This is a genomic window from Bacillus daqingensis, assembly GCF_042654445.1.
Classification (GTDB): domain Bacteria; phylum Bacillota; class Bacilli; order Bacillales; family Salisediminibacteriaceae; genus Alkalicoccus; species Alkalicoccus luteus.
This window is the reverse complement of sequence record NZ_JBHSGK010000021.1, coordinates 333396-356393: the sequence shown is the minus strand read 5'-3', so window position 1 is coordinate 356393 and position 22998 is coordinate 333396. Positions and strand designations below refer to the sequence as shown.

General features: G+C 48.4%; 19 protein-coding genes. 7 read left to right on the top strand and 12 right to left on the bottom strand.

The genetic code is table 11. The annotated features are described in order from the left end of the window. Positions 1-29 precede the first annotated feature (29 nt). The 5 genes from ACFO4L_RS17315 (at position 30) to ACFO4L_RS17295 (ending at position 6548) form a co-directional block, all read left to right on the top strand. Complete coding sequence (locus ACFO4L_RS17315; protein WP_377910919.1) at positions 30-878, top strand: MIP/aquaporin family protein; 849 nt, start codon at positions 30-32, stop codon at positions 876-878. Positions 879-912: 34 nt separating this feature from the next. Further along, positions 913-2412: a glycerol kinase GlpK gene (gene glpK / locus ACFO4L_RS17310; RefSeq protein WP_377910918.1), complete on the top strand. Its 1500-nt coding sequence runs from the start codon at positions 913-915 to the stop codon at positions 2410-2412. A 158-nt stretch (positions 2413-2570) separates the two neighbouring features. Continuing rightward, positions 2571-4232, top strand: a complete 1662-nt coding sequence (locus ACFO4L_RS17305) for a glycerol-3-phosphate dehydrogenase/oxidase (protein ID WP_377910917.1) — start codon at positions 2571-2573, stop codon at positions 4230-4232. 74 nt (positions 4233-4306) lie between these two features. Further along, complete coding sequence (locus tag ACFO4L_RS17300) at positions 4307-6040, top strand: phospho-sugar mutase (protein WP_377910916.1); 1734 nt, start codon at positions 4307-4309, stop codon at positions 6038-6040. Positions 6041-6356: 316 nt separating this feature from the next. Next, on the top strand, positions 6357-6548 hold the full coding sequence (locus ACFO4L_RS17295) for an aspartyl-phosphate phosphatase Spo0E family protein (RefSeq protein ID WP_377910915.1): 192 nt from the start codon (positions 6357-6359) through the stop codon (positions 6546-6548). Between the two features lie 81 nt (positions 6549-6629). On the opposite strand, the gene ACFO4L_RS17290 is transcribed toward ACFO4L_RS17295, so the two are convergent. From ACFO4L_RS17290 to ilvE, 12 genes are all read right to left on the bottom strand, one after another. Then, positions 6630-7337 (bottom strand): P-II family nitrogen regulator, encoded by a 708-nt coding sequence (locus ACFO4L_RS17290; protein ID WP_377910914.1) that lies wholly within the window; start codon positions 7335-7337, stop codon positions 6630-6632. Further along, the gene (locus ACFO4L_RS17285; protein WP_377910913.1) at positions 7334-7930 is read right to left on the bottom strand and encodes a DUF1538 domain-containing protein; all 597 of its coding nucleotides are present in this window, start codon (positions 7928-7930) and stop codon (positions 7334-7336) included. The genes ACFO4L_RS17290 and ACFO4L_RS17285 overlap by 4 nt, the downstream gene beginning before the upstream one ends. A gap of 130 nt (positions 7931-8060) precedes the next feature. Next, positions 8061-8753: a DUF1538 domain-containing protein gene (locus ACFO4L_RS17280; protein WP_377910912.1), complete on the bottom strand. Its 693-nt coding sequence runs from the start codon at positions 8751-8753 to the stop codon at positions 8061-8063. 430 nt (positions 8754-9183) lie between these two features. Continuing rightward, positions 9184-10716, bottom strand: a complete 1533-nt coding sequence (locus ACFO4L_RS17275; RefSeq protein ID WP_377910911.1) for a peptide chain release factor 3 — start codon at positions 10714-10716, stop codon at positions 9184-9186. Between the two features lie 569 nt (positions 10717-11285). Further along, on the bottom strand, positions 11286-11870 hold the full coding sequence (leuD, locus tag ACFO4L_RS17270) for a 3-isopropylmalate dehydratase small subunit (protein ID WP_377910910.1): 585 nt from the start codon (positions 11868-11870) through the stop codon (positions 11286-11288). A 24-nt stretch (positions 11871-11894) separates the two neighbouring features. Beyond that, positions 11895-13307 (bottom strand): 3-isopropylmalate dehydratase large subunit, encoded by a 1413-nt coding sequence (gene leuC / locus ACFO4L_RS17265; protein WP_377910909.1) that lies wholly within the window; start codon positions 13305-13307, stop codon positions 11895-11897. 25 nt (positions 13308-13332) lie between these two features. Further along, a complete protein-coding gene (gene leuB, locus ACFO4L_RS17260) occupies positions 13333-14439 on the bottom strand; it encodes a 3-isopropylmalate dehydrogenase (protein WP_377910908.1) in 1107 nt (368 codons plus the stop codon). A gap of 48 nt (positions 14440-14487) precedes the next feature. After that, positions 14488-16035, bottom strand: coding sequence for a 2-isopropylmalate synthase (locus ACFO4L_RS17255; RefSeq protein ID WP_377910907.1), 1548 nt, complete (start codon positions 16033-16035; stop codon positions 14488-14490). After that, the gene (gene ilvC, locus ACFO4L_RS17250) at positions 16022-17050 is read right to left on the bottom strand and encodes a ketol-acid reductoisomerase (protein WP_377910906.1); all 1029 of its coding nucleotides are present in this window, start codon (positions 17048-17050) and stop codon (positions 16022-16024) included. Before ilvC ends, ACFO4L_RS17255 begins: the two co-directional genes overlap by 14 nt. Before the next feature lie 28 nt (positions 17051-17078). Next, positions 17079-17600 (bottom strand): acetolactate synthase small subunit, encoded by a 522-nt coding sequence (gene ilvN / locus ACFO4L_RS17245; RefSeq protein ID WP_168004935.1) that lies wholly within the window; start codon positions 17598-17600, stop codon positions 17079-17081. Continuing rightward, a complete protein-coding gene (gene ilvB, locus ACFO4L_RS17240) occupies positions 17597-19318 on the bottom strand; it encodes a biosynthetic-type acetolactate synthase large subunit (protein ID WP_377910905.1) in 1722 nt (573 codons plus the stop codon). The genes ilvN and ilvB overlap by 4 nt, the downstream gene beginning before the upstream one ends. Before the next feature lie 340 nt (positions 19319-19658). After that, positions 19659-20561 carry a branched-chain-amino-acid transaminase gene (ilvE, locus tag ACFO4L_RS17235; RefSeq protein WP_377910904.1) on the bottom strand — a complete coding sequence of 301 codons (903 nt, stop codon included), beginning with the start codon at positions 20559-20561 and terminating at the stop codon, positions 19659-19661. Positions 20562-20839: 278 nt separating this feature from the next. Between ilvE and ACFO4L_RS17230 the strand changes: the two genes are divergently transcribed. Together ACFO4L_RS17230 and ACFO4L_RS17225 are read left to right on the top strand one after the other, a co-directional pair. Continuing rightward, positions 20840-21511, top strand: coding sequence for a TVP38/TMEM64 family protein (locus ACFO4L_RS17230; protein ID WP_377910903.1), 672 nt, complete (start codon positions 20840-20842; stop codon positions 21509-21511). Then, positions 21508-22947: a dihydrolipoyl dehydrogenase family protein gene (locus tag ACFO4L_RS17225; protein WP_377910902.1), complete on the top strand. Its 1440-nt coding sequence runs from the start codon at positions 21508-21510 to the stop codon at positions 22945-22947. The genes ACFO4L_RS17230 and ACFO4L_RS17225 overlap by 4 nt, the downstream gene beginning before the upstream one ends. Positions 22948-22998 lie beyond the last annotated feature (51 nt).

Here is a 22998-nt window from a genome sequence, read left to right as displayed (position 1 = left end):
AAATCTTACAAAATGAGGAGGAGTAAATCATGACACCGTTTTGGGGAGAGCTTTTAGGCACGATGATTCTGATTATTTTTGGTGCCGGAGTCGTAGCGGGGGTAGTGCTCCGTGAAACGAAATCAAATGCAGGCGGGTGGATCGTTATCACGGCAGGGTGGGGTCTTGGTGTTGCATTGGCCATCTATGCAGTCGGTGATATCAGCGGGGCACACATTAATCCGGCCGTAACAGTCGGACTTGCTACTATTGGAGAGTTTCCATGGGCACAGGTGCCGGGCTACATTATTGCACAGCTGATTGGAGCCTTTATTGGTGCGTCCCTTATTTATCTGCAGTATGTCGCGCACTTTAACAAAACAGAAGAGCAGGGACTCAAACTGGCCGTCTTTTCAACGAGCCCGGCTGTTCGACACACACCATCCAACTTTTTCAGCGAGGCATTTGGAACGTTCATTCTCGTGCTTGGTATTCTGTTCATTGGTGCAAACGCCTTCACTGAAGGGTTGAATCCGCTTATTGTCGGCTTTCTGATTGTGGCTATCGGTTTATCGCTCGGCGGAACGACCGGCTATGCGATTAACCCAGCCCGTGACCTTGGCCCGCGTATCGCACACGCGCTGCTTCCGATAAAAGGGAAAGGGTCATCTGAGTGGTGGTATGCCTGGGTGCCGGTAGCTGGACCAATCATCGGCGGCGGTCTTGGTGCCTTGTTCTATGCAGCAGTGTTTGAAGGGGTTATTCATCCGCTTCTTTGGGTGTTTGTTGCATTGTTCGCAGCTGTAACGGTACTGACTTTCATGCTTGAAAAGCGTCATATCAAAATGCACACAGAAAAGCAGGTTTTCCACAACCCGCCTCAGGGTAAAAAGGCATAGCAGCCATATAAAAACATAAGGGGGAAATATATCCATGACAAAAAACTACGTACTTGCACTCGACCAGGGCACGACGAGCTCCAGAGCCATTCTTTTTAATAAGGCGGGAGAAATCGTCGATGTCGCTCAGAAAGAATTCAAGCAGTATTTTCCTAAGCCGGGCTGGGTGGAGCATAACGCAAATGAAATATGGTCCTCCATCCTGAGCGTTATGGCAGAAGTGCTAAATAATCAAAATGTGCCTGCAAGCGATATTGCAGCTATTGGGATTACGAACCAGCGTGAGACAACGGTTGTATGGGATAAAAACACAGGTCGACCAATTTATCACGCGCTCGTCTGGCAGTCCCGTCAGACCGACGGCATCTGCCAGGAGCTGCGTGAGGCAGGACATGCCGATAAATTCCGTGATAAAACGGGACTTCTGATCGATGCGTACTTTTCTGGCACAAAAGTGAAGTGGCTCCTCGACAACGTGGATGGAGCAAGAGAAAAAGCAGAGAACGGAGACCTTCTTTTTGGAACGATCGACACATGGCTGATCTGGAAGTTGTCCGGCGGAAAAGCACACGTCACTGATTACTCCAACGCTTCAAGAACGTTGATGTACAACATTTACGACCTTGAATGGGACAAAGAGCTGCTGGATATTCTGGGCGTGCCGGAATCAATGCTGCCGGAAGTTCGACCTTCCTCCGAGGTATATGCCAATACGGTTGACTACCACTTCTTTGGAGAAGAGGTGCCGATTGCAGGCGCAGCCGGCGACCAGCAGGCAGCTTTGTTTGGACAAACGTGTTTTGAAACCGGTATGGCTAAAAACACTTACGGAACCGGGTGCTTTATGCTCATGAATACAGGGGAGAAGCCGGTTAAATCAGAACACGGCCTGCTGACTACACTCGCCTGGGGGCTTGACGGCAAAGTTACGTATGCCTTGGAAGGAAGTATTTTTGTAGCAGGATCTGCGATTCAATGGCTGCGGGATGGCTTACGAATGTTCAAGGATGCCAAGGAAACGGAAGCTTACGCAGAACGTGTTGAATCAACAGACGGTGTCTATGTTGTTCCTGCCTTTGTAGGACTAGGTACACCTTACTGGGACAGCGACGTACGCGGTGCAGTCTTCGGAATCACGAGAGGAACGGAGAAAGAACACTTTATCCGGGCGACGCTTGAATCATTGACGTATCAGACAAGAGACGTACTGGACGCGATGAACGCTGATTCCGGCATCGATCTGAAGAAGCTGCGTGTAGACGGCGGAGCTGTCGCAAACAACTTCCTGATGCAGTTCCAGGCAGATATTCTTGGAACGGAAGTGGAGCGTCCTGTTATTCAGGAAACGACGGCGCTTGGTGCAGCTTACCTTGCCGGTATCGCAGTAGGGTTCTGGAAGAATAAAGAGGAAGTGATTGAGCAGTGGTCCGTTGAGCGAAGCTTTACGCCTAATATGGCTGAAGAAGAGCGCAAAGACCTTTACGACGGCTGGAAAACAGCTGTTCATGCGACGATGGCCTTTAAGCGCAATTAGTTTTACAAATTGTAAATTTGTGCTATAATGGTCTTAAATTAATATAAAGGTCTGGAGATACGGAGAGACCACAGCAAAGAAGCAGAATAGAAGCGCTTCCATTGTTGTGGTCTCTTTTTGTTTCTTTTCCTTTCATTCAATGGAAAGGGTGTTTTTTTATGGCAAAACCATTTTCAGCACTGCAGCGTGAGACATACCTGCAGAACATGAGCAGAAAAGAAATGGACGTACTCGTGATCGGAGGGGGAATCACCGGAGCTGGTATTGCACTGGATGCAGTATCGAGAGGATTTAAAACAGGGCTGGTAGAGATGCAGGACTTCGCTGCCGGTACCTCAAGCCGGTCTACAAAGCTCGTGCACGGCGGGCTGCGGTATTTAAAGCAGCTTGAGTTTAAAATTGTAAAAGAAACAGGCCAGGAGCGGGCCATTGTCTATGAAAATGCTCCTCACGTGACGAAGCCTGAATGGATGCTGCTTCCTATCGTTAAGGGCGGTACCTACGGCAAGCTTGCTACCTCTGTCGGGTTGAAAACGTATGACACGCTTGCAGGCGTCCGCAAGCACGAGCGGCGCCAAATGCTGAACAAGGAGAAAACACTGGCTAAAGAACCGCTGCTTCGTGAAGATCATTTAAAAGGCGGAGGCTATTACGTTGAATATAAAACAGACGATGCCCGCTTAACACTGGAAACGATTAAAGAAGCGGTACACCGCGGTGCTAATGCAGTGAATTATACGAAAGCCGAAAACCTGCTGTATGAGAATGGTAAAGTAGTCGGTGCACGAGTGACAGATCTCCGAACCGGTGTGCATCACGACATTCGTGCAAAGTATGTAGTAAATGCTGCAGGACCATGGGTCGATGACATGCGCGAAAAAGATAAATCAAAGCAGGGGAAATACCTGTATCTTACAAAAGGGGTTCACATTGTTGTAGACCAGTCCCGCTTCCCGCTCAAGCAGGCTGTTTACTTTGATACGGATGATAAGCGGATGGTATTTGCGATCCCGAGAGCCGGTAAAACGTATATCGGAACGACGGATACGCATTATATCGGAGACATTGCGTCGCCTCGCATGACGGATGCGGATTTGGACTACTTGATCCGAGCAGCGAATTATACGTTCCCGGATGTCAGCATTACTCGCGAAGACGTAGAATCGAGCTGGACAGGTCTTAGGCCGCTGATTCATGAAGAAGGAAAGAGTGCATCTGAGATTTCTCGTAAAGATGAAACATTTATCTCGGAATCTGGTCTGATTTCTATTGCCGGCGGGAAGCTGACTGGCTACCGCAAAATGGCGGAGCGGATTGTCGATTACGTTGCTAAGCAGGAAGGCTCCCGCAAAAAGTGCACAACAGATAAAATGAAGCTTTCCGGGGGCGATGTTGGAGGTTCCGATCAGTTGGAAAGCTTCATTCAAAAAGCGGTTGAAGAAGGCGTAAAGCTCGGACTAAGTGTCGCCGAAGCAGAACGATTGTCTAATCTTTACGGATCCAACGTCATGAGAGTATTTGAAATTCTTGAGCTTCAGGGGGAAGAGGCGAAGATCTACGGACTGCCTGCCGGTGTATTTGCTTCACTTGTGTACGGTATCGAAGAAGAAATGGTTTATTCCCCAATCGATTTCTTCAACCGTCGAACGGCAGCCCTCTTTTTCAATATTGATTTCGTACAGCGGTATAAGGATAATGTACTGAAATATATGGCCGTCCGATTCAACTGGACAGAAGAAGAGCTGGATTATCACATTTCTGTTTTAGAAGAAGAAATCTACTATGCACGCAATCCAGTGCCTGCAAAAGAGAAAAATTAACAGGTTTCCCTTTACTAGTGCTTATAAGATGCGTATAACTAAAGGTATATACCAGCTCTGGAGGGTGATGATGCATGAATTGGAGAGATCAATATTCAAAGTGGAGTACAAAAACGGATTTAGACCCGGCTTTAGCAGCTGAACTTCGGTCGCATGAAAGCAACCAGACGATTCTGGAAGACAGCTTTTATAAGACGCTTGAATTTGGAACCGGCGGAATGCGCGGAGAAATTGGACCAGGAACGAATCGCATGAACATCTACACGGTTCGAAAAGCCGTTCAGGGACTGGCTGATTTTATCGCTGCTGAAGGAGAAGAAGCAAAGCGCAAAGGTGTCGTCATTGCGTATGACAACCGGAGGATGTCTAAAGAGTTTGCACTTGAAGCAGCGTGCACGCTCGGAGCAAACGGGATCAAAACCTATGTATTCCGCGAATTGCGGCCTACTCCGCAGCTCTCCTATGCTGTCCGATACTTGAATACGCATTCCGGTGCGATGATTACAGCAAGTCATAACCCGCCGGAATACAATGGCTTTAAAGTTTACGGTGACGACGGTGCCCAGCTGATTCCGGATGACGCCGATCGTCTGATTGCAATGGTAAATGCAGTCGAAAATGAGCTCGAGGTGGAAACGAAGCCTTCCGCTCAGCTTGAAGAGGAAGGTCTGCTGGAATGGGTGCTTGATGAGCTTGATGAAGCATATGCGAAAGAGCTGCAAGCAGTCATAACCGACCGCGAGCTCATTCGAACTTGGGAAAAGAACCTTAAAATCGTCTTCACGCCGCTTCACGGAACGGCAACTGTGCCTATGGAAAGAGGATTGAAAGATGCCGGCTTTACAAACGTGCATACGGTGAAGGAGCAGGCGGTGCCTGATACCGAGTTTTCTACAGTTCGCTCTCCGAATCCGGAAGAGGCAGACGCCTTTGAGCTTGCTATGAAGCTCGGTGAAGAGGTGGATGCCGACCTTCTGATTGCAACTGACCCGGATGCCGACCGCATCGGCCTCGTTGTTAAAAATAAAGCCGGGGACTTTACGGTTTTAAGCGGCAATCAGACGGGAGCGCTCCTCCTCCATTATTTGCTGATGAAAAAGAAAGAGGCGGGCACGCTGCCGGATAATGGCGTCATGATCAAAACAATCGTAACGTCAGAGCTGGGGCGTGTGATTGCGGATGCCTATGATGTAACAGCATTGGACGTGTTAACTGGTTTTAAATTTATTGGTGAGAAAATCCGGGACTATGACCAAACAGGCGAGCATACGTTTTTATTCGGATATGAAGAAAGCTATGGCTATTTAATCGAGCCGTTTGCACGTGATAAGGATGCTATACAGCCTGGACTTGCTGCTGCTGAAATGGCTGCCTACTATAAATCAAAAGGCATGACGCTTTATGATGGCTTGCAGGAGATCTATAAGGAATTCGGCTACTTTTATGAGGATCTTGCATCCTTCACCTTTAAAGGGAAAGAAGGGGCGGAAAAAATTCAGCGCATTATGAACGTTTTCCGCGACGATGTACTCCAAGGAAACCTTCCGGAAGAAACTGATTTCGTGGAAGACTATCAGCGCGGAACACGCGTGTATATGGATGACCGGACCGATGAAGTCATCGATCTGCCGTCTTCCAACGTGCTGAAGATTTTTCACAGAGATGGATCCTGGTACTGTCTGCGTCCATCTGGCACGGAGCCGAAGATTAAGTGTTATTTCGGCGTAAGAGGCGAATCAGCTGATGAAGCGGATGAGAAGCTCCGTGAATTGAAGGCTCAGGTTTTGAAAAGGCTTGAAGATATTTAACAACGAATACAATCCGATGGAAACAGGGCACCGGCATCCGACCGATGTCCTGTTTTTTCGAACGGAAGTGTTTAGAAAAAAGCCGTCAAAAAGCGGCGGGGTCAAAAGCATGATGATGTTTTTCCTTTTTTATCGCTCATGCAAAGGCTTATCAGGAGAATAGATGGAGAGAAAAAGCAATGATTCCTTCTTTTGTCCTGAAATTTGTAAATTCGTTAAGTGCGGTTTATGAGCCAGCGTCATCCGCTAAAATATGGTAGAATAGCAGACAGCTGGATGTTTACTAACGATATTGGTTGAAAAAGGTGAAGAGATTATGGGGCAGAAACGCTTTTCCAGGCAAGATGAATTAGAGCTGAAGCGCGAGGAAATGATTAAAGCTGCGATGAAATACGGCTTTTCCTCTGCAGAAGCTGTAAAACGAAGCCAGGAGCTGGATCGTTTGCTGAACGTTAATCGAATGAAAGAATGCTTCTCATTTCATCATCGTCATATTTCGATTCAGTAAGTTGAGGAGCTGTACTAAAAAAGAGGCCTGCCTTCCTGTTATGGAAGGGGGCCTCTTTGCTGATGTGATGGAGAATATAAGTTATTCCGAATCCGATTCATGCTGCATCAAGTGGTGGATCCCGACCGTTTCTTCAACAGGAAGTATAAAGGCGATACCTTTACCAGGCTCATTGATATGAACATCTTCGTTAATGGCATCAAGCACCTGTTTCGTCATCTCTTTTTTGATTAGGGTGAGCACGACATCCTTTTCAGGTTCAATTTGAAGAGAAAACAGCTTTGCTTTCTCATGTATGCCGCTGCCGCGGCCGTTCATTACTGTTCCGCCTTCGGCTCCGCCCCGGTTGGAGGCATCGATTACTTTTCCGGCGTCACCTTTATTGACAATCGTAATGATCAGATTGAATCCTTTATGTTTAATATCATCTGTCATATCATCCAGCTCCTTTTCTTCATCCTCATAGCCAAGATGGGCGATACCGAGTGTTCGACGGACGTCAAGAAGAAAGCCGACCCCGTGGCCAGGTTCATTCAGCTTCGCTTTTAACGTGATCGCATGCACAACATCTGCAAGAATATCCTCGGGGATCAGCGTCAGCACAATTTCTTTTTCATGCAGCGCATCCAGTCCGAAAAATTGCCTTTTTTCGTGAATGCCGACACCTTCTCCGAGTAAAGTGGTGCCGCCTTCAGCACCGGCTGCTTTAGCGGCTTTCGTTACTCTGGAAGCTTTACCGCGCTTTACGATGGTAACGAGTAATTTATGGTCTTTTCGCATGGTATTCATGAACTGCTACTCTCCTTCCATTTAAACAGCAGACCTAGTATAAGGACAGCCAAAATTGGAGTTAATGCAACAAGCGCAATCATTCCAAATCCATCCATGAGCGGATCCCGGCCTTCGGTGACACTTGCAACGCCGACAGCTATTGCCATGATGAACGTTACGGTCATTGGTCCAGTTGCCACACCTCCTGCATCAAAGGCGATGGATATAAATCGATCGCTTGATATAAAAACGAGTGCAAAAGCCAGCAGGTAGCCTGGAAGGATTAAATACCAGAGTGGAAACCCAATAACGATCCGGAACATGGAAAGGGCAATAGAAACCCCAACTCCTATAGACAGCGTGATCAGCATGACATTTTTAGAAATGGAGCCAGCAGTCACTTTTTCCACTTCGTAATTTAAAATGCGTATCGCAGGTTCTGCAAAGGTGGCGACAAGCCCGAACAAAAAGCCGAGAGCAGGCAGTAAAACCAGCGTGTTGTCGCGTTCTCCTAAAATTTCACCGATTGCTTCTCCCGCGGGGAAAAAGCCTACTTCCACACCTTGAAGAAATAAGACAAGACCGGCAAATGTCAGGACGAGTCCAACCAAGATATCCCGAATCCGCTTTTTATCAAGCTTTAAAAAAAGAATTGAAACACAAAAAAGAAGATGAGCAGCGGAATGACTGCGAACGCTACCTCGTATATAACGTGTCCAATATCTTCAAACAGAATTCCGATCATCCGTACATCACCCCCAGAACCATTACAGCTAATATGGGGCCAATTGATGCGAGGGCCACGAGACCAAATCCTTCACTTGAAGAGGATTTTCCACGTAAAACGGATGCAACTCCAACACCAAGTGCCAGAATAAACGGAACGGTCATCGGACCAGTTGTCACGCCTCCAGCATCAAATGAAATAGGAAGAAAAGTGGGAGGTGTAAAGAAGGCGAGAATGCCGACAGCCGTATAGCCCCCTACAAGCAAATACTTCAAAGGAATGTTAAATACGGTTCTTACCATCGCCATCATAACAAAAAAGCCAACTCCTAACGCAACGGAATAGACAAGCGTGAGGTTTGCAATTTCTCCTCCTGATACATCATCTACCTGAGAAGACAGAACTCGCACATCCGGTTCAGCAATGGTTACGACGACGCCGAGGATAAAACCAGTAAGCAGGATCAACCAAATCTTATTTGTTTTTGGAAGAGCTGACCCGATCATTTCTCCAATCGGGAGCAGGCCAATATGTACCCCGACAAGGAATAAAAACAACCCCAGTCCGACCATCACGACCCCGGCAATGAACCGAAAAAACAATTCGGGAGGAAGTCCAATGACCGTATACTGCAAAATGATGATGACGGCAGCGAGCGGGAGAATGGCTAGAATGACTTCTTTAAACTGTTCATAAACGTCCTGCACATCGTTCGCTCCTTTCACACAAAAGGCTCTCTTATCGAAGCCATTACTGCGTGTATTCCCTTCTACAGAGTAAGAGAAACGACAATAGCGCAGCAAAAAAGAGGGTTGTAAGAAAATCAACGGAGAAATACAGTTCAATTTGTGGAAATATTCAGATAAATATCGTACAATGGGTCATAAGTAGAGGAGGGGTACAGGTGGCGATCATGTACATTTGCAGGGAATGCAAAGGAAAGGGGAAAACGAAGCAGAAACTCTGGCTGGTGACGCGAATTGTGACGTGCAGGGATTGCAGTGGCTCCGGGAAAAAAAAGTATACGATTCAACGTGCTCAGCCTGTATCCAAGTAGATGCGGGTTGTTTTTTTGTGCAGATCACAGCAGTTCAGAAAGCAGAAAAAAGCCCCGCATAAAGCGGAGCTTGTGACGAGTTATTCCATAACTTCCCATCCAGTGGCGAGCGTAACATCAGGATATTTATCTTGAAACCAGCGCAGGGCAAAGTCGTTTTCAAAGAGCAGAACAGGTCGCTTCTGCTGATCTTCTACGAGCATTTTGCGGCTGTCCGTCATTCCGTCTCCGATATCTCCCTTGACGACCCAGCGGGCCAGCTCATGCGTCATGTGATGAAACTCAATGTCTACGTTATACTCGTTTTTCATACGATATTCAAACACCTGGAACTGAAGTTCACCAACAGCGCCGATAATGTAATCTTCAAAATAAGGCGTTTTATAAAGCTGAATGGTACCCTCCTGGACTAGCTGTTCCATGCCTTTGTGATACTGCTTGTGCTTCAAGGCGTTTTTCGCCGTTACCTTTGCGAATTTCTCAGGCGGAAACTGCGGCATCTCTTCATATTGAAGAGCCTGTCCGGTGCAAAGCGTATCGCCAACCTGAAAGTTTCCAGAGTCGTATAAACCGACAATATCACCGGGCATCGCTTTATCAACAGTCTCGCGGTCCGAGGCGAAAAAGGAGTGGGACTGATTCAGCTTCATTTTTTTGTTGGAGCGGGATAACTTCACCTCCATGCCGCGTGCAAATGAGCCGGAGCAGACACGCAGAAAAGCAATGCGGTCCCGGTGGTTCGGATTCATATTAGCCTGGATCTTGAAAATAAATCCGGAAAACTGATCTGAATCCGGCTGAATATACTCGCCATCCGCTTTTCGAGGCTGGGGATCAGCAGCCAGCTCCACGAAGTGATCAAGGAACGACTGCACCCCAAAGTTAGCGAGGGCCGATCCGAAGAATACGGGTGTCATTTCACCGCGTTTTACTTTTTCTGCGGAAAAAGCATTTCCAGCCTCCTGCAGCAGCATCGTTTCCTCCTCCAGCGTTTCTTTCTCGTAATCCTCAAGCATATCGGCGTCAGAAAGCGGCAGGATACGACGCTCGTTCTCATCAAACACTTCCACGTTATCACCGGATAAACTGTAAATGCCCTTGAGGCGCTTTCCTGTACCGATCGGCCAGTTCATCGGATACGTTTCCATATCGAGTGTTTCTTCAATTTCTTCGAGCAGATCAAGCGGCTCTTTTCCTTCGCGGTCGAGCTTGTTGATAAACGTCAGAATTGGAATGCCTCTCATGCGGCACACTTTAAACAGCTTCAGGGTCTGTGCTTCGATCCCTTTGACGCTGTCGATTACCATGACAGCCGTATCAACTGCTGTCAATGTCCGATACGTGTCTTCACTGAAATCCTGGTGGCCAGGTGTATCGAGAATATTAATTTGCGTGCCTTCATAATCAAGCTGCATCACGCTGGAAGTAACGGAAATTCCACGCTGTTTCTCTATTTCCATCCAGTCTGAAGTCGCATATTTTCCAGTTTTCTTTCCTTTTACAGTACCCGCACTGCGGATTCCGCCTCCAAGAAGCAGTACCTTCTCAGTAAGCGTCGTTTTACCGGCATCCGGGTGTGAGATAATAGCAAACGTTTTACGTGAAGCTGTCATGGTTTGTTCCCTTCTTTCTACGATCATAAATCCAACACTTCATTATAACGCAGATAAAGAAGTTGTGCATCTTAAAATAGAAGAGTGGTGCTTTCTGATTGAAAGGGTGTCCTTCGTGTATCCATGTTCAGCCAACCGCTTCCAAGCGTGCCATTATCTAAATTGGCACTCCTGCAAGACGTCCGCCGGATCTTCGCCTCGTTCTAAGCCGAGCCCTCCGATATCGGCAGCTGGCAGTGCGTTTCAAGTGCCTGTTGATGGGCGGCACGAGCTTTTTAGATCTGCCTTTGCCGAATAAAAATGGCCGTGTTTCAACAATGTCACCATATAAGGAAACGAGCAGACTTGTCTACCTGTTGCAACCTCTTTCTCCAATGAAAAGATACGTGTCACTGACACGTTCGGCGGGTGCGCAACAAGCAGCATGAAGATTCTCTGCCGCTTTGTTTTTGAACGGCAGATCGCACGTGCATATCCGGACTGCGGCATGTAAGTTGTTGGGCATTATAAACAGCCTGAAGGGGTGTTCCGCTAATACGGAACACCCCCCATCATTCGTATACTCTTTATCAGCCGCGTGAGGCTTCATAGGTCGATATTTTATCTTCAAGCGTGAGAGTAACTGAAATTTCATCCCAGCCGTTCAACAGCATTTCACGCATATATGGTGTAATCGAAAAAGAAGCTTCAAAACCTTCGGCATCTGATACTTTTTGGCGTTCCAAATCAGCGGTCAGGCTGTAACCAGGAGTTTCTGCTTTTTCAATCAGCTCCTGAACTTCAGCTTGTGTTAGCTGAATAGGCAAGATACCGTTTTTAGAGCAATTATTATAGAAAATATCGGCAAAGCTCGGTGCGATAATCACGATAAATCCATAATCCTGCAGTGCCCATGGAGCATGCTCTCTGGAAGAACCGCAGCCGAAGTTCTCCCCAGCTACGAGGATCGTCGCATCTTTAAAGCGGTCCTGATTCAGCGAAAAATCCACTCTAGGCTGATCATTGTCATCGAACCGCCAGTTGTAAAAGAGAAATTGGCCGAAGCCTTGACGTTCTATTCGCTTTAAAAATTGTTTCGGTATAATCTGATCGGTGTCAATATTAGAGCGGTTAAGCGGATAAACGACACCTTCATGCTTTCTTATCGGTTCCATCGTGACACTCCTTTAACGTCCCTTTTAAACAGGGCTGGTAAAATAGCTGCGGACATCTACGAATCTGCCCTCAATCGCAGCGGCAGCCGCCATTTCAGGTGCAACGAGATGTGTTCTCGCTCCATTTCCCTGACGGCCTTCAAAGTTGCGGTTGGAAGTAGAGGCACATCGTTCACCTGCCGGAACGACATCGTCATTCATGGCCAGACACATGCTGCAGCCTGCTTCCCGCCATTCGAATCCGGCTTCTGTAAACACTTTATCAATACCTTCGGCTTCGGCGGCCTGTTTGACCGTTTGTGAGCCAGGAACAACAAGAGCCCGAACGTCAGGATGAACCTTTCGTCCCTGAATCACTTCAGAAGCACGACGCAGGTCGCTGAGACGGGAGTTTGTGCATGAGCCGATAAAAACGTGTTGAATAGGTACAGAAGAAATTGGCTGTCCGGCCTCAAGACCCATGTACGTTAAAGCCCGTTCAATCTCTTCACGCTCAGCTGGTGTCTCAGCTGCTTCCGGGTGGGGTACAGAGCCGCTGACCGGAAGGCACATGCCTGGGTTAATTCCCCATGTTACCTGAGGCTCTACTTCATCTGCATTGATTTCGACAACGGCGTCATAGGCAGCTCCCTCATCGGTTGCCAGGGCTTTCCATTCTGCTGCCGCCTCTTCAAAAGCTTCACCTTCTGGTACATTTCGCCGACCACGCAGGTAGTCTACAGTCGTATCGTCAGGACTGATCAGACCAGCTCGGGCCCCTGCTTCGATGGACATGTTGCAGATGGTCATCCGCTCTTCCATCGAAAGTCCGCGAACAGCTTCGCCGGTATACTCCAGCACATGACCGGTTCCGAAACGGACACCGAACTTGCCGATGATGGCGAGAATCAAATCCTTCGCGGTCACGGAAGGGGAGAGCCTGCCGTTTACTTTTACATTCATCGTTTTAGGCTTTGCCTGCCAGATAGACTGTGTAGCAAGCACATGTTCCACTTCACTTGTGCCAATACCGAAAGCCAGTGCTCCAAACGCGCCGTGAGTAGACGTGTGACTGTCGCCGCAGACAATTGTTTTTCCCGGCTGAGTCAGCCCTAGTTCAGGTCCGATAACGTGAACGATGCCTTGATCGGGATGGTTGATGTCAGCGAGCTCCACGCCAAATTCCTGGCAGTTGTTGTATAACGTTTCCATTTGTTTTCTGGAAACAGGATCGCTGATAAAGTGTCTGGCAATGGTCGGCACGTTATGATCCATCGTAGCAAACGTTTTATCCGGTCTGCGCACTCGTCTGTTTTTCATGCGCAGTCCTTCAAACGCCTGCGGTGAAGTTACTTCATGCACCAGATGAAGATCAATATACAGAAGATCGGGTTTATCGGTCTCCTGATGAATGACGTGCTTCTCCCATATTTTCTCTACAATCGTTTTTGGCTGCATTTTCTCTTCACCTTCCTGAATATAGTTAAATGTAGCAGCTCATGATGCTGCTTGTCGTCGTGTTCGCTTTCAGCAGGTCAATGACTGTTTCTGTCATACGCTCTGTATTCACCTGCTGACCGCCGGGCAGATCAAGATCAGCGGTATGGTAACCTTGCTCCAGCGCTTCTGCAACGGCAGATTCGATACGCTGCGCTTCTTCGTTCAACCCGAAGGAGTGCTTTAGCATCATGGCAGCAGACAGAATAGCTGCAAGTGGATTTGCTTTATTCTCTCCGGCAATATCCGGTGCTGAACCGTGTACCGGCTCGTAAAGTCCGAAGCCGCTTTCGTTCAGACTTGCAGATGGCAGCATGCCAAGCGATCCAGTTAAAACAGAAGCTTCGTCGGAAAGGATATCTCCAAACATGTTTTCCGTTACAATTACGTCAAACTGAGAAGGGTTCGTGATCAGCTTCATCGCAGCAGCATCGACCAGCATGTGTTCTACTGTAACTTCGGGATAGTCGCTGCTGATTTCTTCTACAATTTCACGCCACAGCTTACTGGATTCTAATACGTTTGCTTTATCGACCGATGTCACATGCTTGCGGCGGACGGATGCAGCTTCAAATGCGCGCCTAACAATTCGTTCGATCTCATGCCGGCTGTAAGCCAGCGTGTCTACTACGCTGTCGCCGCCGTCACGTCGTTCACTAGGGGTGCCGAAATACAGGCCGCCCGTCAATTCTCTGACGATCAGCAGGTCACTGTTTTCAACGACTTCCCGTTTGAGAGGAGAAGCGTGCAGTAAATTGGAAAAGCCTTGAACAGGTCTAAGGTTTGCAAAAAGGTTCAATTCCTTTCGAATTCCCAGCAGGCCTTTCTCCGGCCGCAGATGGGAGGGATTCTGGTCCCATTTAGGTCCGCCGACTGCTCCGAGGAGAACAGCATCTGCGTTCTTACAGGCAGCAACCGTTGATTCCGGCAGCGGAGAGCCGTGGCGATCAATTGCGGTTCCTCCAATATCATGATGCTCAAACGTGAACGTATGATCAAATTCCTCGGCTGCTGCTTCGAGTACTTTTTTCGCTGCCTCACTTACTTCAGTACCGATCCCGTCTCCAGGCAGTACGACAATATGCTTTTTCATTGATAATTCCTCCTTTTTATAGGTAGCAGGCAGCGGGGAAGAGGGGGCTCAGTGAGCACCGGCCCCTTGAGCCTTTGCTGCCGGCTGGTGATAAAATCCGCGGTTAACCGCATTTAAAAATGCTTTCACTGCCGCTTCCAGAACGTCCTGTGACGATCCTCTTCCGCTGTATTCCGTTCCGTTTACAGTGACTTTAACATTAGACTGAGCGAGTGCATCTCGTCCGCTTCCAACCGAGCTCAGCTGGAAATCAGTGATATGGACATCTTCTTCAATCATTTGATCGAGCGTGTTGAACAACGCCTCTACGGCACCCTGACCGTCTGCTTGATGTTCAATATCTGAACCATCAGGTTTTTCAAGCTTTACAGTTGCAGTTGGGATCCCGTCATCACTATAAGAGACTTGGAAGTGATTCAGCTCATATTTCTTCACATCGATCGTTTTCGTTTGAACGTCTGTGAGAATGGTAAACAGATCATCATCCGTCACTTCTTTCTTTGTGTCGGTAAGCTTTTTGAACTCGGTGAAGGCTTCGAGCACCTTCTCATCTGATAAGTCATAGCCAAGCTGCTTCAGTTTATCTTTGAATGCATGCTTGCCGGAATGTTTGCCCATTACGAGAGAATTGGATGTGACGCCGACCATTTCCGGTGTAATAATTTCGTACGTCTGAGCGTGCTTCAGAACACCGTCCTGATGGATCCCGGATTCATGGGCAAAGGCATTCTGCCCGACGACTGCTTTGTTACGAGGCACATGCATGCCGGTCAGCTTGCTGACGAGATCACTCGTGCGCTTAATTTCCTTAAGCGTCAGCCCGGTTTCAGCCGGGTAGAAATCCTGTCTGATTTTCAGCGCGACTGCAAGCTCTTCAAGAGCGGCATTTCCTGCTCGTTCTCCGATGCCGTTAATTGTACCTTCAACTTGACCGGCGCCGTTCTCGACTGCAGCGATGGAGTTTGCAAGTGCCATACCGAGATCGTCATGACAGTGCGCAGATAAAATTGCCTTATCGATATTAGGCACGTTCTCATGCATGTAGCGGAACATGTTGCCGTACTCAAGCGGCGTCGTGTACCCTACAGTATCCGGAAGGTTGATGACGGTCGCTCCGGCATCAATCACCTTTTCGATAATTTCAGCGAGGAAGGCTAAGTCCGAACGGGAAGCATCCTCTGCTGACCATTCGACTTTAGGAAACCGTTCTCTCGCATAGGAGACCATCTCAACTGCTTTCTCAATAACTTCTTCCGGAGTTTTTTTCAGCTTGTATGTCATGTGAATAGGGGAGGTGGCAATAAAGACATGCAGCCTTGGATCGGCCCCGTCTTTTAATGCTTCCCATGCTGTATCAATATCTGATTTAACAGCTCTTGCCAGCCCGGTAACGGAAACGTTGCGAATCGTATTGGCGATTTCACGGACACTCTCAAAGTCACCCTGTGAAGAAGCGGGAAAGCCGGCTTCCATCACATCGACCCCAAGGCGTTCAAGCTGCTTGGCAATCTCCAGCTTTTCCAGCCTGTTGAGGTTGACTCCGGGCGACTGTTCGCCGTCCCGGAGTGTTGTATCAAATATATTAACGCGTGCCATTCTGCACCACATCCTTCTTCTTTTGCCCCTGCTTTACAAAAGGCATGAGTTCGCGCAGCTTACGGCCTACCTCCTCGATCTCATGCTTGTTTTCGCGGGCATTGATAGCATTGAACTGCGGACGGTTAGCCTGGTTTTCGAGAATCCAGCCGTGAGCGAATGTGCCGTTCTGAATGTCGGAGAGAATGTCTTTCATCCGTGCTTTTGTATCTTCATCAACTACTCGTGGTCCGGAAACAAAATCGCCCCACTGAGCAGTGTCAGAGATCGAATAGCGCATGCCTTCCAATCCGCCTTCATAAAGCAGATCCACGATCAGTTTCATTTCATGAAGACATTCGAAATAGGCAACTTCCGGCTGATAGCCAGCTTCTGTGAGCGTCTCAAAACCGGCCTTGATCAAGCTTGTTACGCCTCCGCAGAGAACAGCCTGCTCACCGAAGAGATCGGTCTCGGTTTCTTCCTGGAAGGACGTTTCGAGAATGCCGGCACGTCCGCCGCCGACTCCTTTTGCGTAAGCAAGCGCAAGATTTTCTGCCTGACCGGTAGCATCCTGGTAGATGCCGAAGAGAGCAGGAACGCCGGCTCCTTCTTCAAACGTACGGCGGACGAGATGTCCAGGTCCTTTTGGTGCTACGAGAAACACATCTACGTCTGAAGGAGGAACGATCTGGCTGAAGTGAATGTTAAAGCCGTGAGCAAAAACGAGCGCATTTCCTGCTTCCAGATTTGGTTCAATGTGCTCTTTGTAAATCGTCGGCTGATGCTCATCTGGAAGGGCTACCATCACGACATCGGCTTCTTTTACAGCCTCTGCCACCGATTTCACTTCAACGCCGTCTTCTTCCGCTTTGTCCCATGACTTTCCTGGACGAAGCCCGACAACAACGTCAAATCCGCTTTCCTTCAGGTTAAGTGTATGAGCGTGCCCCTGAGAGCCATACCCGATTACAGCGATTTTCTTTTCTTTTAGAACAGCCTCATCAATATTGTGGTTGTAAAGTACTTTTGTCATGTTTCTTCATCCTCTCCATAAAGTTAAATTATTTTAAAAGTGAAAACTGCGTCAGCTCTGACGCCTGCGGCTGCTGGCCGCGGGAGAAAGCCGTCAGACCGGTACGGGCAATATCCTTAATGCCGTATGGTCTCAGCAGATCGATCAGTGCTTCGATCTTTTCCGGTTTGCCGGTAACCTGTACCGATAAGCTGTCTCTGCTGATGTCAATGACATCAGCCCGGAAAGGTTCGATAATGCTTTGCACTTCACTTCTGACAGACGCATTGCTCACGATTTTAATCATTGCCAGTTCTCTTGCCACGATCGCTTTTTCAGATAGGTCTGTTACTTTTAGTACATCAATTTGTTTATGAAGCTGTTTCGTCAGCTGTTCGAGCTTGCGATGATCTTCCACATCCACAACGAACGTCATTTTCGAGATGCCGTCCTGCTCCGTCCGGCCGACAGATATACTCTCGATATTAAACTGCCGTTTGTGCATGAGGCCGGTGACCCGGTTAAGAACGCCGCTGCGGTTTTGAACGACTAGCGTTACGATTCGTTTCATCTCGGTTTCACTCCTACCATGTCATTGATTCCTCTGCCTGGCGGCACCATAGGGAAGACGTTCTCCTGCTGGATAACCCTTGCGTCGATCAGCACCGGCTCATCGCTTTCCAGGAGCCCTTTAATGCTCGATTCAAACTCATCCCGGCTTTCAATTTTCACCCCGCGGATGCTGTAGGCTTCCGCCAGCTTCACAAAATCCGGCTGACAGGCAACGAGAGACTCAGAGTAGCGTTCTTCGTAAAACTCTTCCTGCCACTGCCGAACCATGCCGAGCGCCTGATTGTTTAAAATAACGATTTTGACCGGCAGATGACGTTCCTGGAGAACGCTCAGTTCCTGAAGCGTCATTTGAAATCCGCCGTCGCCGACGAGGGCGATAACCGTTTCGTCCGGTCTGGCGAGCTGACAGCCGATTGCAGCCGGGAATCCAAAGCCCATCGTACCCAGTCCTCCGGAAGTGACCCAGCGGTCCGGACGCTTAAATTGAAAGTACTGAGCTGCCCACATTTGATGCTGTCCTACGTCCGTCGTGACGATCGCATCGCCGTCGGTTGCTTCATAAATCTGTTTAACGGCCCATTGAGCAACCATTCCTTCAGGAGGATTATTGAACCAGAGAGGATTTTCACGCGTGCTTTCATGAAGCTCAGCCAGCCACGATTCATGAGCATCCGGTCCCTCTTTCATTTGACGCTTCCATTCTTTCAGTGCAGCACCTGCGTCCGACACGATCGGAATATGCGTGTGTACATTTTTACCAATTTCAGCAGGGTCAATGTCGATATGAGCGACGACGGCATTTTTGGCGAAGTGCTCCAAGTTTCCGGTCAGCCGGTCATCGAAGCGGGCACCGACATTAATGAGAAGGTCACATTCTGTAATCGCCATGTTAGACGTATACGTGCCGTGCATGCCTGCCATTCCGAGAAACAGCTCGTGATCACCAGGGAATGCTCCAAGGCCGAGCAGGGTGGAGGTTACCGGGATCTGAAAGGATTCTGCTATATCCAGGAGTACTTCGGATCCTCCGCCATGCAGAACGCCGGCTCCAGTCAGGATTAAAGGCTTTTTCGCTTTCTGTACAGCATCGCACAGTTTTTTTATCTGCAGCGGATTCGGATGAATCGTCGGCTGATACCCGGGCAGATGAAAAGGGGATTCATCTGTATCAAAACAAGGGTTTGCCGAAATGTCTTTCGGAATATCGACGACAACAGGACCAGGTCTGCCGGTAGAAGCGATATGAAATGCTTCTTTAATGATTCGCGGGATCTCATATGCCGACTGCACTTGATAGTTGTGCTTTGTTATCGGCGTTGTTATTCCCATGATGTCCGCTTCCTGAAATGCGTCCGTTCCGGTTACCGTCGTTGCGACTTGCCCGGTCAGTACGACAAGCGGCAGAGAATCCATCATCGCATCGGCGATGCCTGTTACCAGGTTGGTTGCGCCAGGACCTGATGTGGCAAGAACGACACCCGGGCGTCGTGTTACGCGAGCATAGCCTTCTGCAGCATGGATGGCTCCTTGTTCGTGCCGGGTAAGAATATGCTCGAACTCGGCTTCCGAGCGGTACAGCGCATCGTAGATCGGGAGAACAGCGCCGCCTGGATAGCCGAAAATCGTATCTACATCCTGATTCACCAATGACTCTATAAGAACGTCGGCCCCGGTTTTGACTGCCGGTCGTGCATCTGCTTTTGTTTCGACTTTCATGTTTATAACCTCCCAGTCAGAATAAATAAAAAAAGCTTTTCTCCACACGCGCGCCGCTTCATAAATGAAGCGTGCTGCGGGGAGAAAAGCTTTGCTTTCACGGTACCACCCGGATTCCCGGCATCTTCGCAGATACCGGCTTACGGAGCAGATTCCTGCTCCAATTTGATAACGGGTGCGGGGCACCCGGCCCGGCCTATAAGCGTTTTACGCGTTCAGCAGGGCACTCCAGGATGATGTCGTCTAAAGGAGCTGTTCCGGGCTTCCACCATCCCCGGATCTCTGTAACAGCTGTATCTTCAGCCTTTTTTCCTATCGGCGAGTTACGTGTATAGGTTTGTCAGGATACTGCGTCGGCCTTATCGGCATAGCATTTTACGCCGTCTGTTTGGGTGACTCTGCGAAACTCGGACAGCAGGTGGCCGGTAATATGACCAGGTCGTCCGTCGGCGATTTTGCGTCCATCCACATCGATAACGGCGATGACCTCAACAGCTGTACCAGTAAGAAAAACTTCATCGGCTGTGTACACATCATGCCGCGTAAACGGCTTTTCTGCGATACTGTAGCCGAGTTCCTCAGCAAGCTCGATAATTGCGTTGCGGGTAATGCCTTCGAGAGCTCCGAGATAAACAGGCGGTGTTACAATAGATCCGTTTTTAACGATGAAAATGTTATCGGCAGAGCCCTCTGTTACGTAGCCTTCGTCGTTAAGCATCAGAGCTTCATCGACGCCAGCCTGGTTCGCTTCAAGCTTCACAAGAATGTTGTTCAAGTAGTTCAATGATTTAACCTGAGGACTTAAAACATCGGGACGGTTGCGGCGGGTAGCCACAGAACCCATCCGAAGCCCCCGCTTGTAAAGTTCTTCCGGAAAAAGAGCGAGTGCCTCAGCGATAACGATCACATTGGGCCGGCTGCAGCTGGCAGGATCCAGTCCAAGGTTTCCCGGACCGCGTGAGACAACAACACGGATATAAGCAGAATCAAGCTTATTTCGGCGGATTGTATCGACAATAATGGAGGACATTTCCTCCTTCGTGTATGGGATTGTCATCATGATGGACTGGGCCGAATCGTAAAGCCGGTCCAGATGCTCATCAAGCTTAAAGATGTTGCCGCTGTATGCACGAATTCCTTCGAAGACACCGTCTCCATAGAGAAATCCATGGTCAAACACCGAAACAACTGCCTCTTCTTTTTTCACGAGGCGGTCATTAAGATAAATCCACTGACTGCTCATACCGTCCACTCCTTTCTGAATAGATTGAATATTTACGAAAGTTGATGATGAGCCTTATCTTACGCCCCTTAACAGGCGTCGTCAACAGCTATTTGTCAATAATTCTAACATTTCTAAACAATGCGACTACTAGTAATCGCTTACATGCTTGCTGTGTAGCGGTAAAGTACCTCTAAACACTTGTTTTGTAAATATTTTTGAAGCGCTTACAAAAGCGTAGTAAGCGCGGTTACAGCATTTTCCTCCTCTATCCGGTACGATAGCAGGGAGGTGATCGCATGAAGCAGATGGTATCAAAATCGTTTCTGCTTAAAATGACAGCAGTCGCTGTGGCTGCTGGCGTACTTATTTATCTAAATAGGGAGTTCATACAGATTTCCCCTGAAGAAATTGAGCGATGGGTCAGTGAAGCTGGAGTGTGGGCACCGCTTGTGTTTGTGATTTTATATACAGTACGGCCGCTGATATTGTTTCCTGCCTCCATATTATCTCTTGCGGGAGGACTCATATTTGGAGCGCTGTACGGTACGGCTCTTATTGTAGCGGGAGCCACAGCAGGTGCCGTGCTGTCATTCGTTGTAGCAAGAAGATTAGGAAAAAATATTGCGGGAAAAGAATGGAAAGGAAGAGGTGCAGAACTCCAGCGCCAGCTCGAACGAAACGGCTTTATTTATGTATTAATGATCCGGCTGATTCCTATTTTTAATTTTGATATGATCAGCTATTTATGCGGAATATCAAAAGTAAAGCTGAGGGCGTTCTTCTTTGGCACATGGATTGGCATTATTCCTGGTGCGTTTGCTTATGCATTTTTAGGGGCAAGCGTCATGGAAGGGAACATTCAGCTGATTGCCGGGGCTGTCGCCGTTTTTATTGCAGTCAGTGCAATTCCACTTTTCTTCCGTAATAAATTTGCTGGGAAAACAACCAAGGAGGCGGATGATTCATGAAATATGATGTTATCGTGATCGGGGGCGGCTCCGGGGGACTAACAGTAGCTTCCGGCGCAGCGCGCTTCGGAGCTAAAACGGCGCTTGTAGAAAAAGAACCACAGCTTGGAGGAGACTGTCTTCACTATGGCTGTGTGCCATCGAAAGCTCTGATTGCAGCTTCGAGAGAGGTGCATGATGCAAGACAGGCTGCCGAGAGGTTTGGCATCTCTGTTTCTGGAAGGCCTGACTGGAAAAAGGTAACTGCTTCTATTCAACAAGCTGTTGATAGTATTCAGGAGCATGACAGCCACGAACGCTTTCAACGGGAAGGGATCGATGTTTTTACCGGGGAAGCTTCATTTGCCGGAGGAAACCGAATCGTTTTAAAAGACGGGACATCCCTCGAAGCAGAGAAAATAGTGATTGCTACCGGCTCGTCTCCGGCTATTCCGCCGATAGAAGGAATTGAGCAAATCCGCGTCCTCACAAATGAATCGGTTTTTTATACGAGTCAGTTTCCAGAGAAGGTGGTGATGGTAGGCGGCGGGCCGATCGGACTGGAAATGGCGCAGGCGCTTTCTAGGCTCGGATCTGAATTGACAGTGCTTGAAAACTCAGATCATTTGCTTATAAAGGAAGACCGTGAAATCGCGGATCGCGCAGTTGCCCAATTTCGTAAAGAACTGCGTATCTTGACAGGCACTAAAGCATCAAGAGTCTATCGGGATGGAGCTAAAACATTTGTAGAGACGGAGGGACGGTACAGTGAGAGCATTGAAGCTGATGCCCTGTTTATTGCAGCTGGAAGAAAACCAAACAGCGAAAGCCTGATGGTACAAAAAGCGGGTCTTTCACTCACGGAAGGCGGGTCAGTAAAGGTAAATGACAAGCTGCAAACAGAAGCTGCCAACATTTATGCCGTCGGTGACGTTAATGGACGTTTCCCATTTACCCATGGTGCAGGCGAGGAAGGAAAAATCGTAATTGCAAACGCGCTGTTCGGTTTAGGCAGAAAAATCAAGTATGATAACATGCCGTGGTGTTTCTATACCGATCCGGAAATTTTTCATTTAGGATTAACAGAGGCGGAAGCGGCAGAACAAACTGGCGGAGACTATGAGGTTTACAGGGGGAGTAGCGCTGACAGAATGATCGCTGAAGGAGACAGTGATTCGTTCGTCAAAATGATCACGAAGCGCGACGGAACAATTCTCGGCGCTCACGCATTAGGACGCAATGCTTCTGACTGGATGCAGACAGTGGTATTGATGAAATCGAAGGGGCATCCATTGAAAGACCTCTCTTCCATTACCCATCCTTATCCGGCTAGAACAGAGATCGTAAAGCAAACGTCCGATGCCTGGTGGACGAAGAAGCTGTTTCAAAGTCCTCTGACAGGATTGTCGAAGAAAGCACTGCAGGCAAAACGATCATTCAAAACGAAACGTTCTTAAGGTGGCTCACGTTTTCAAAGAAGCGGCTCTCCAACAGGAGGGCCGCTTTAT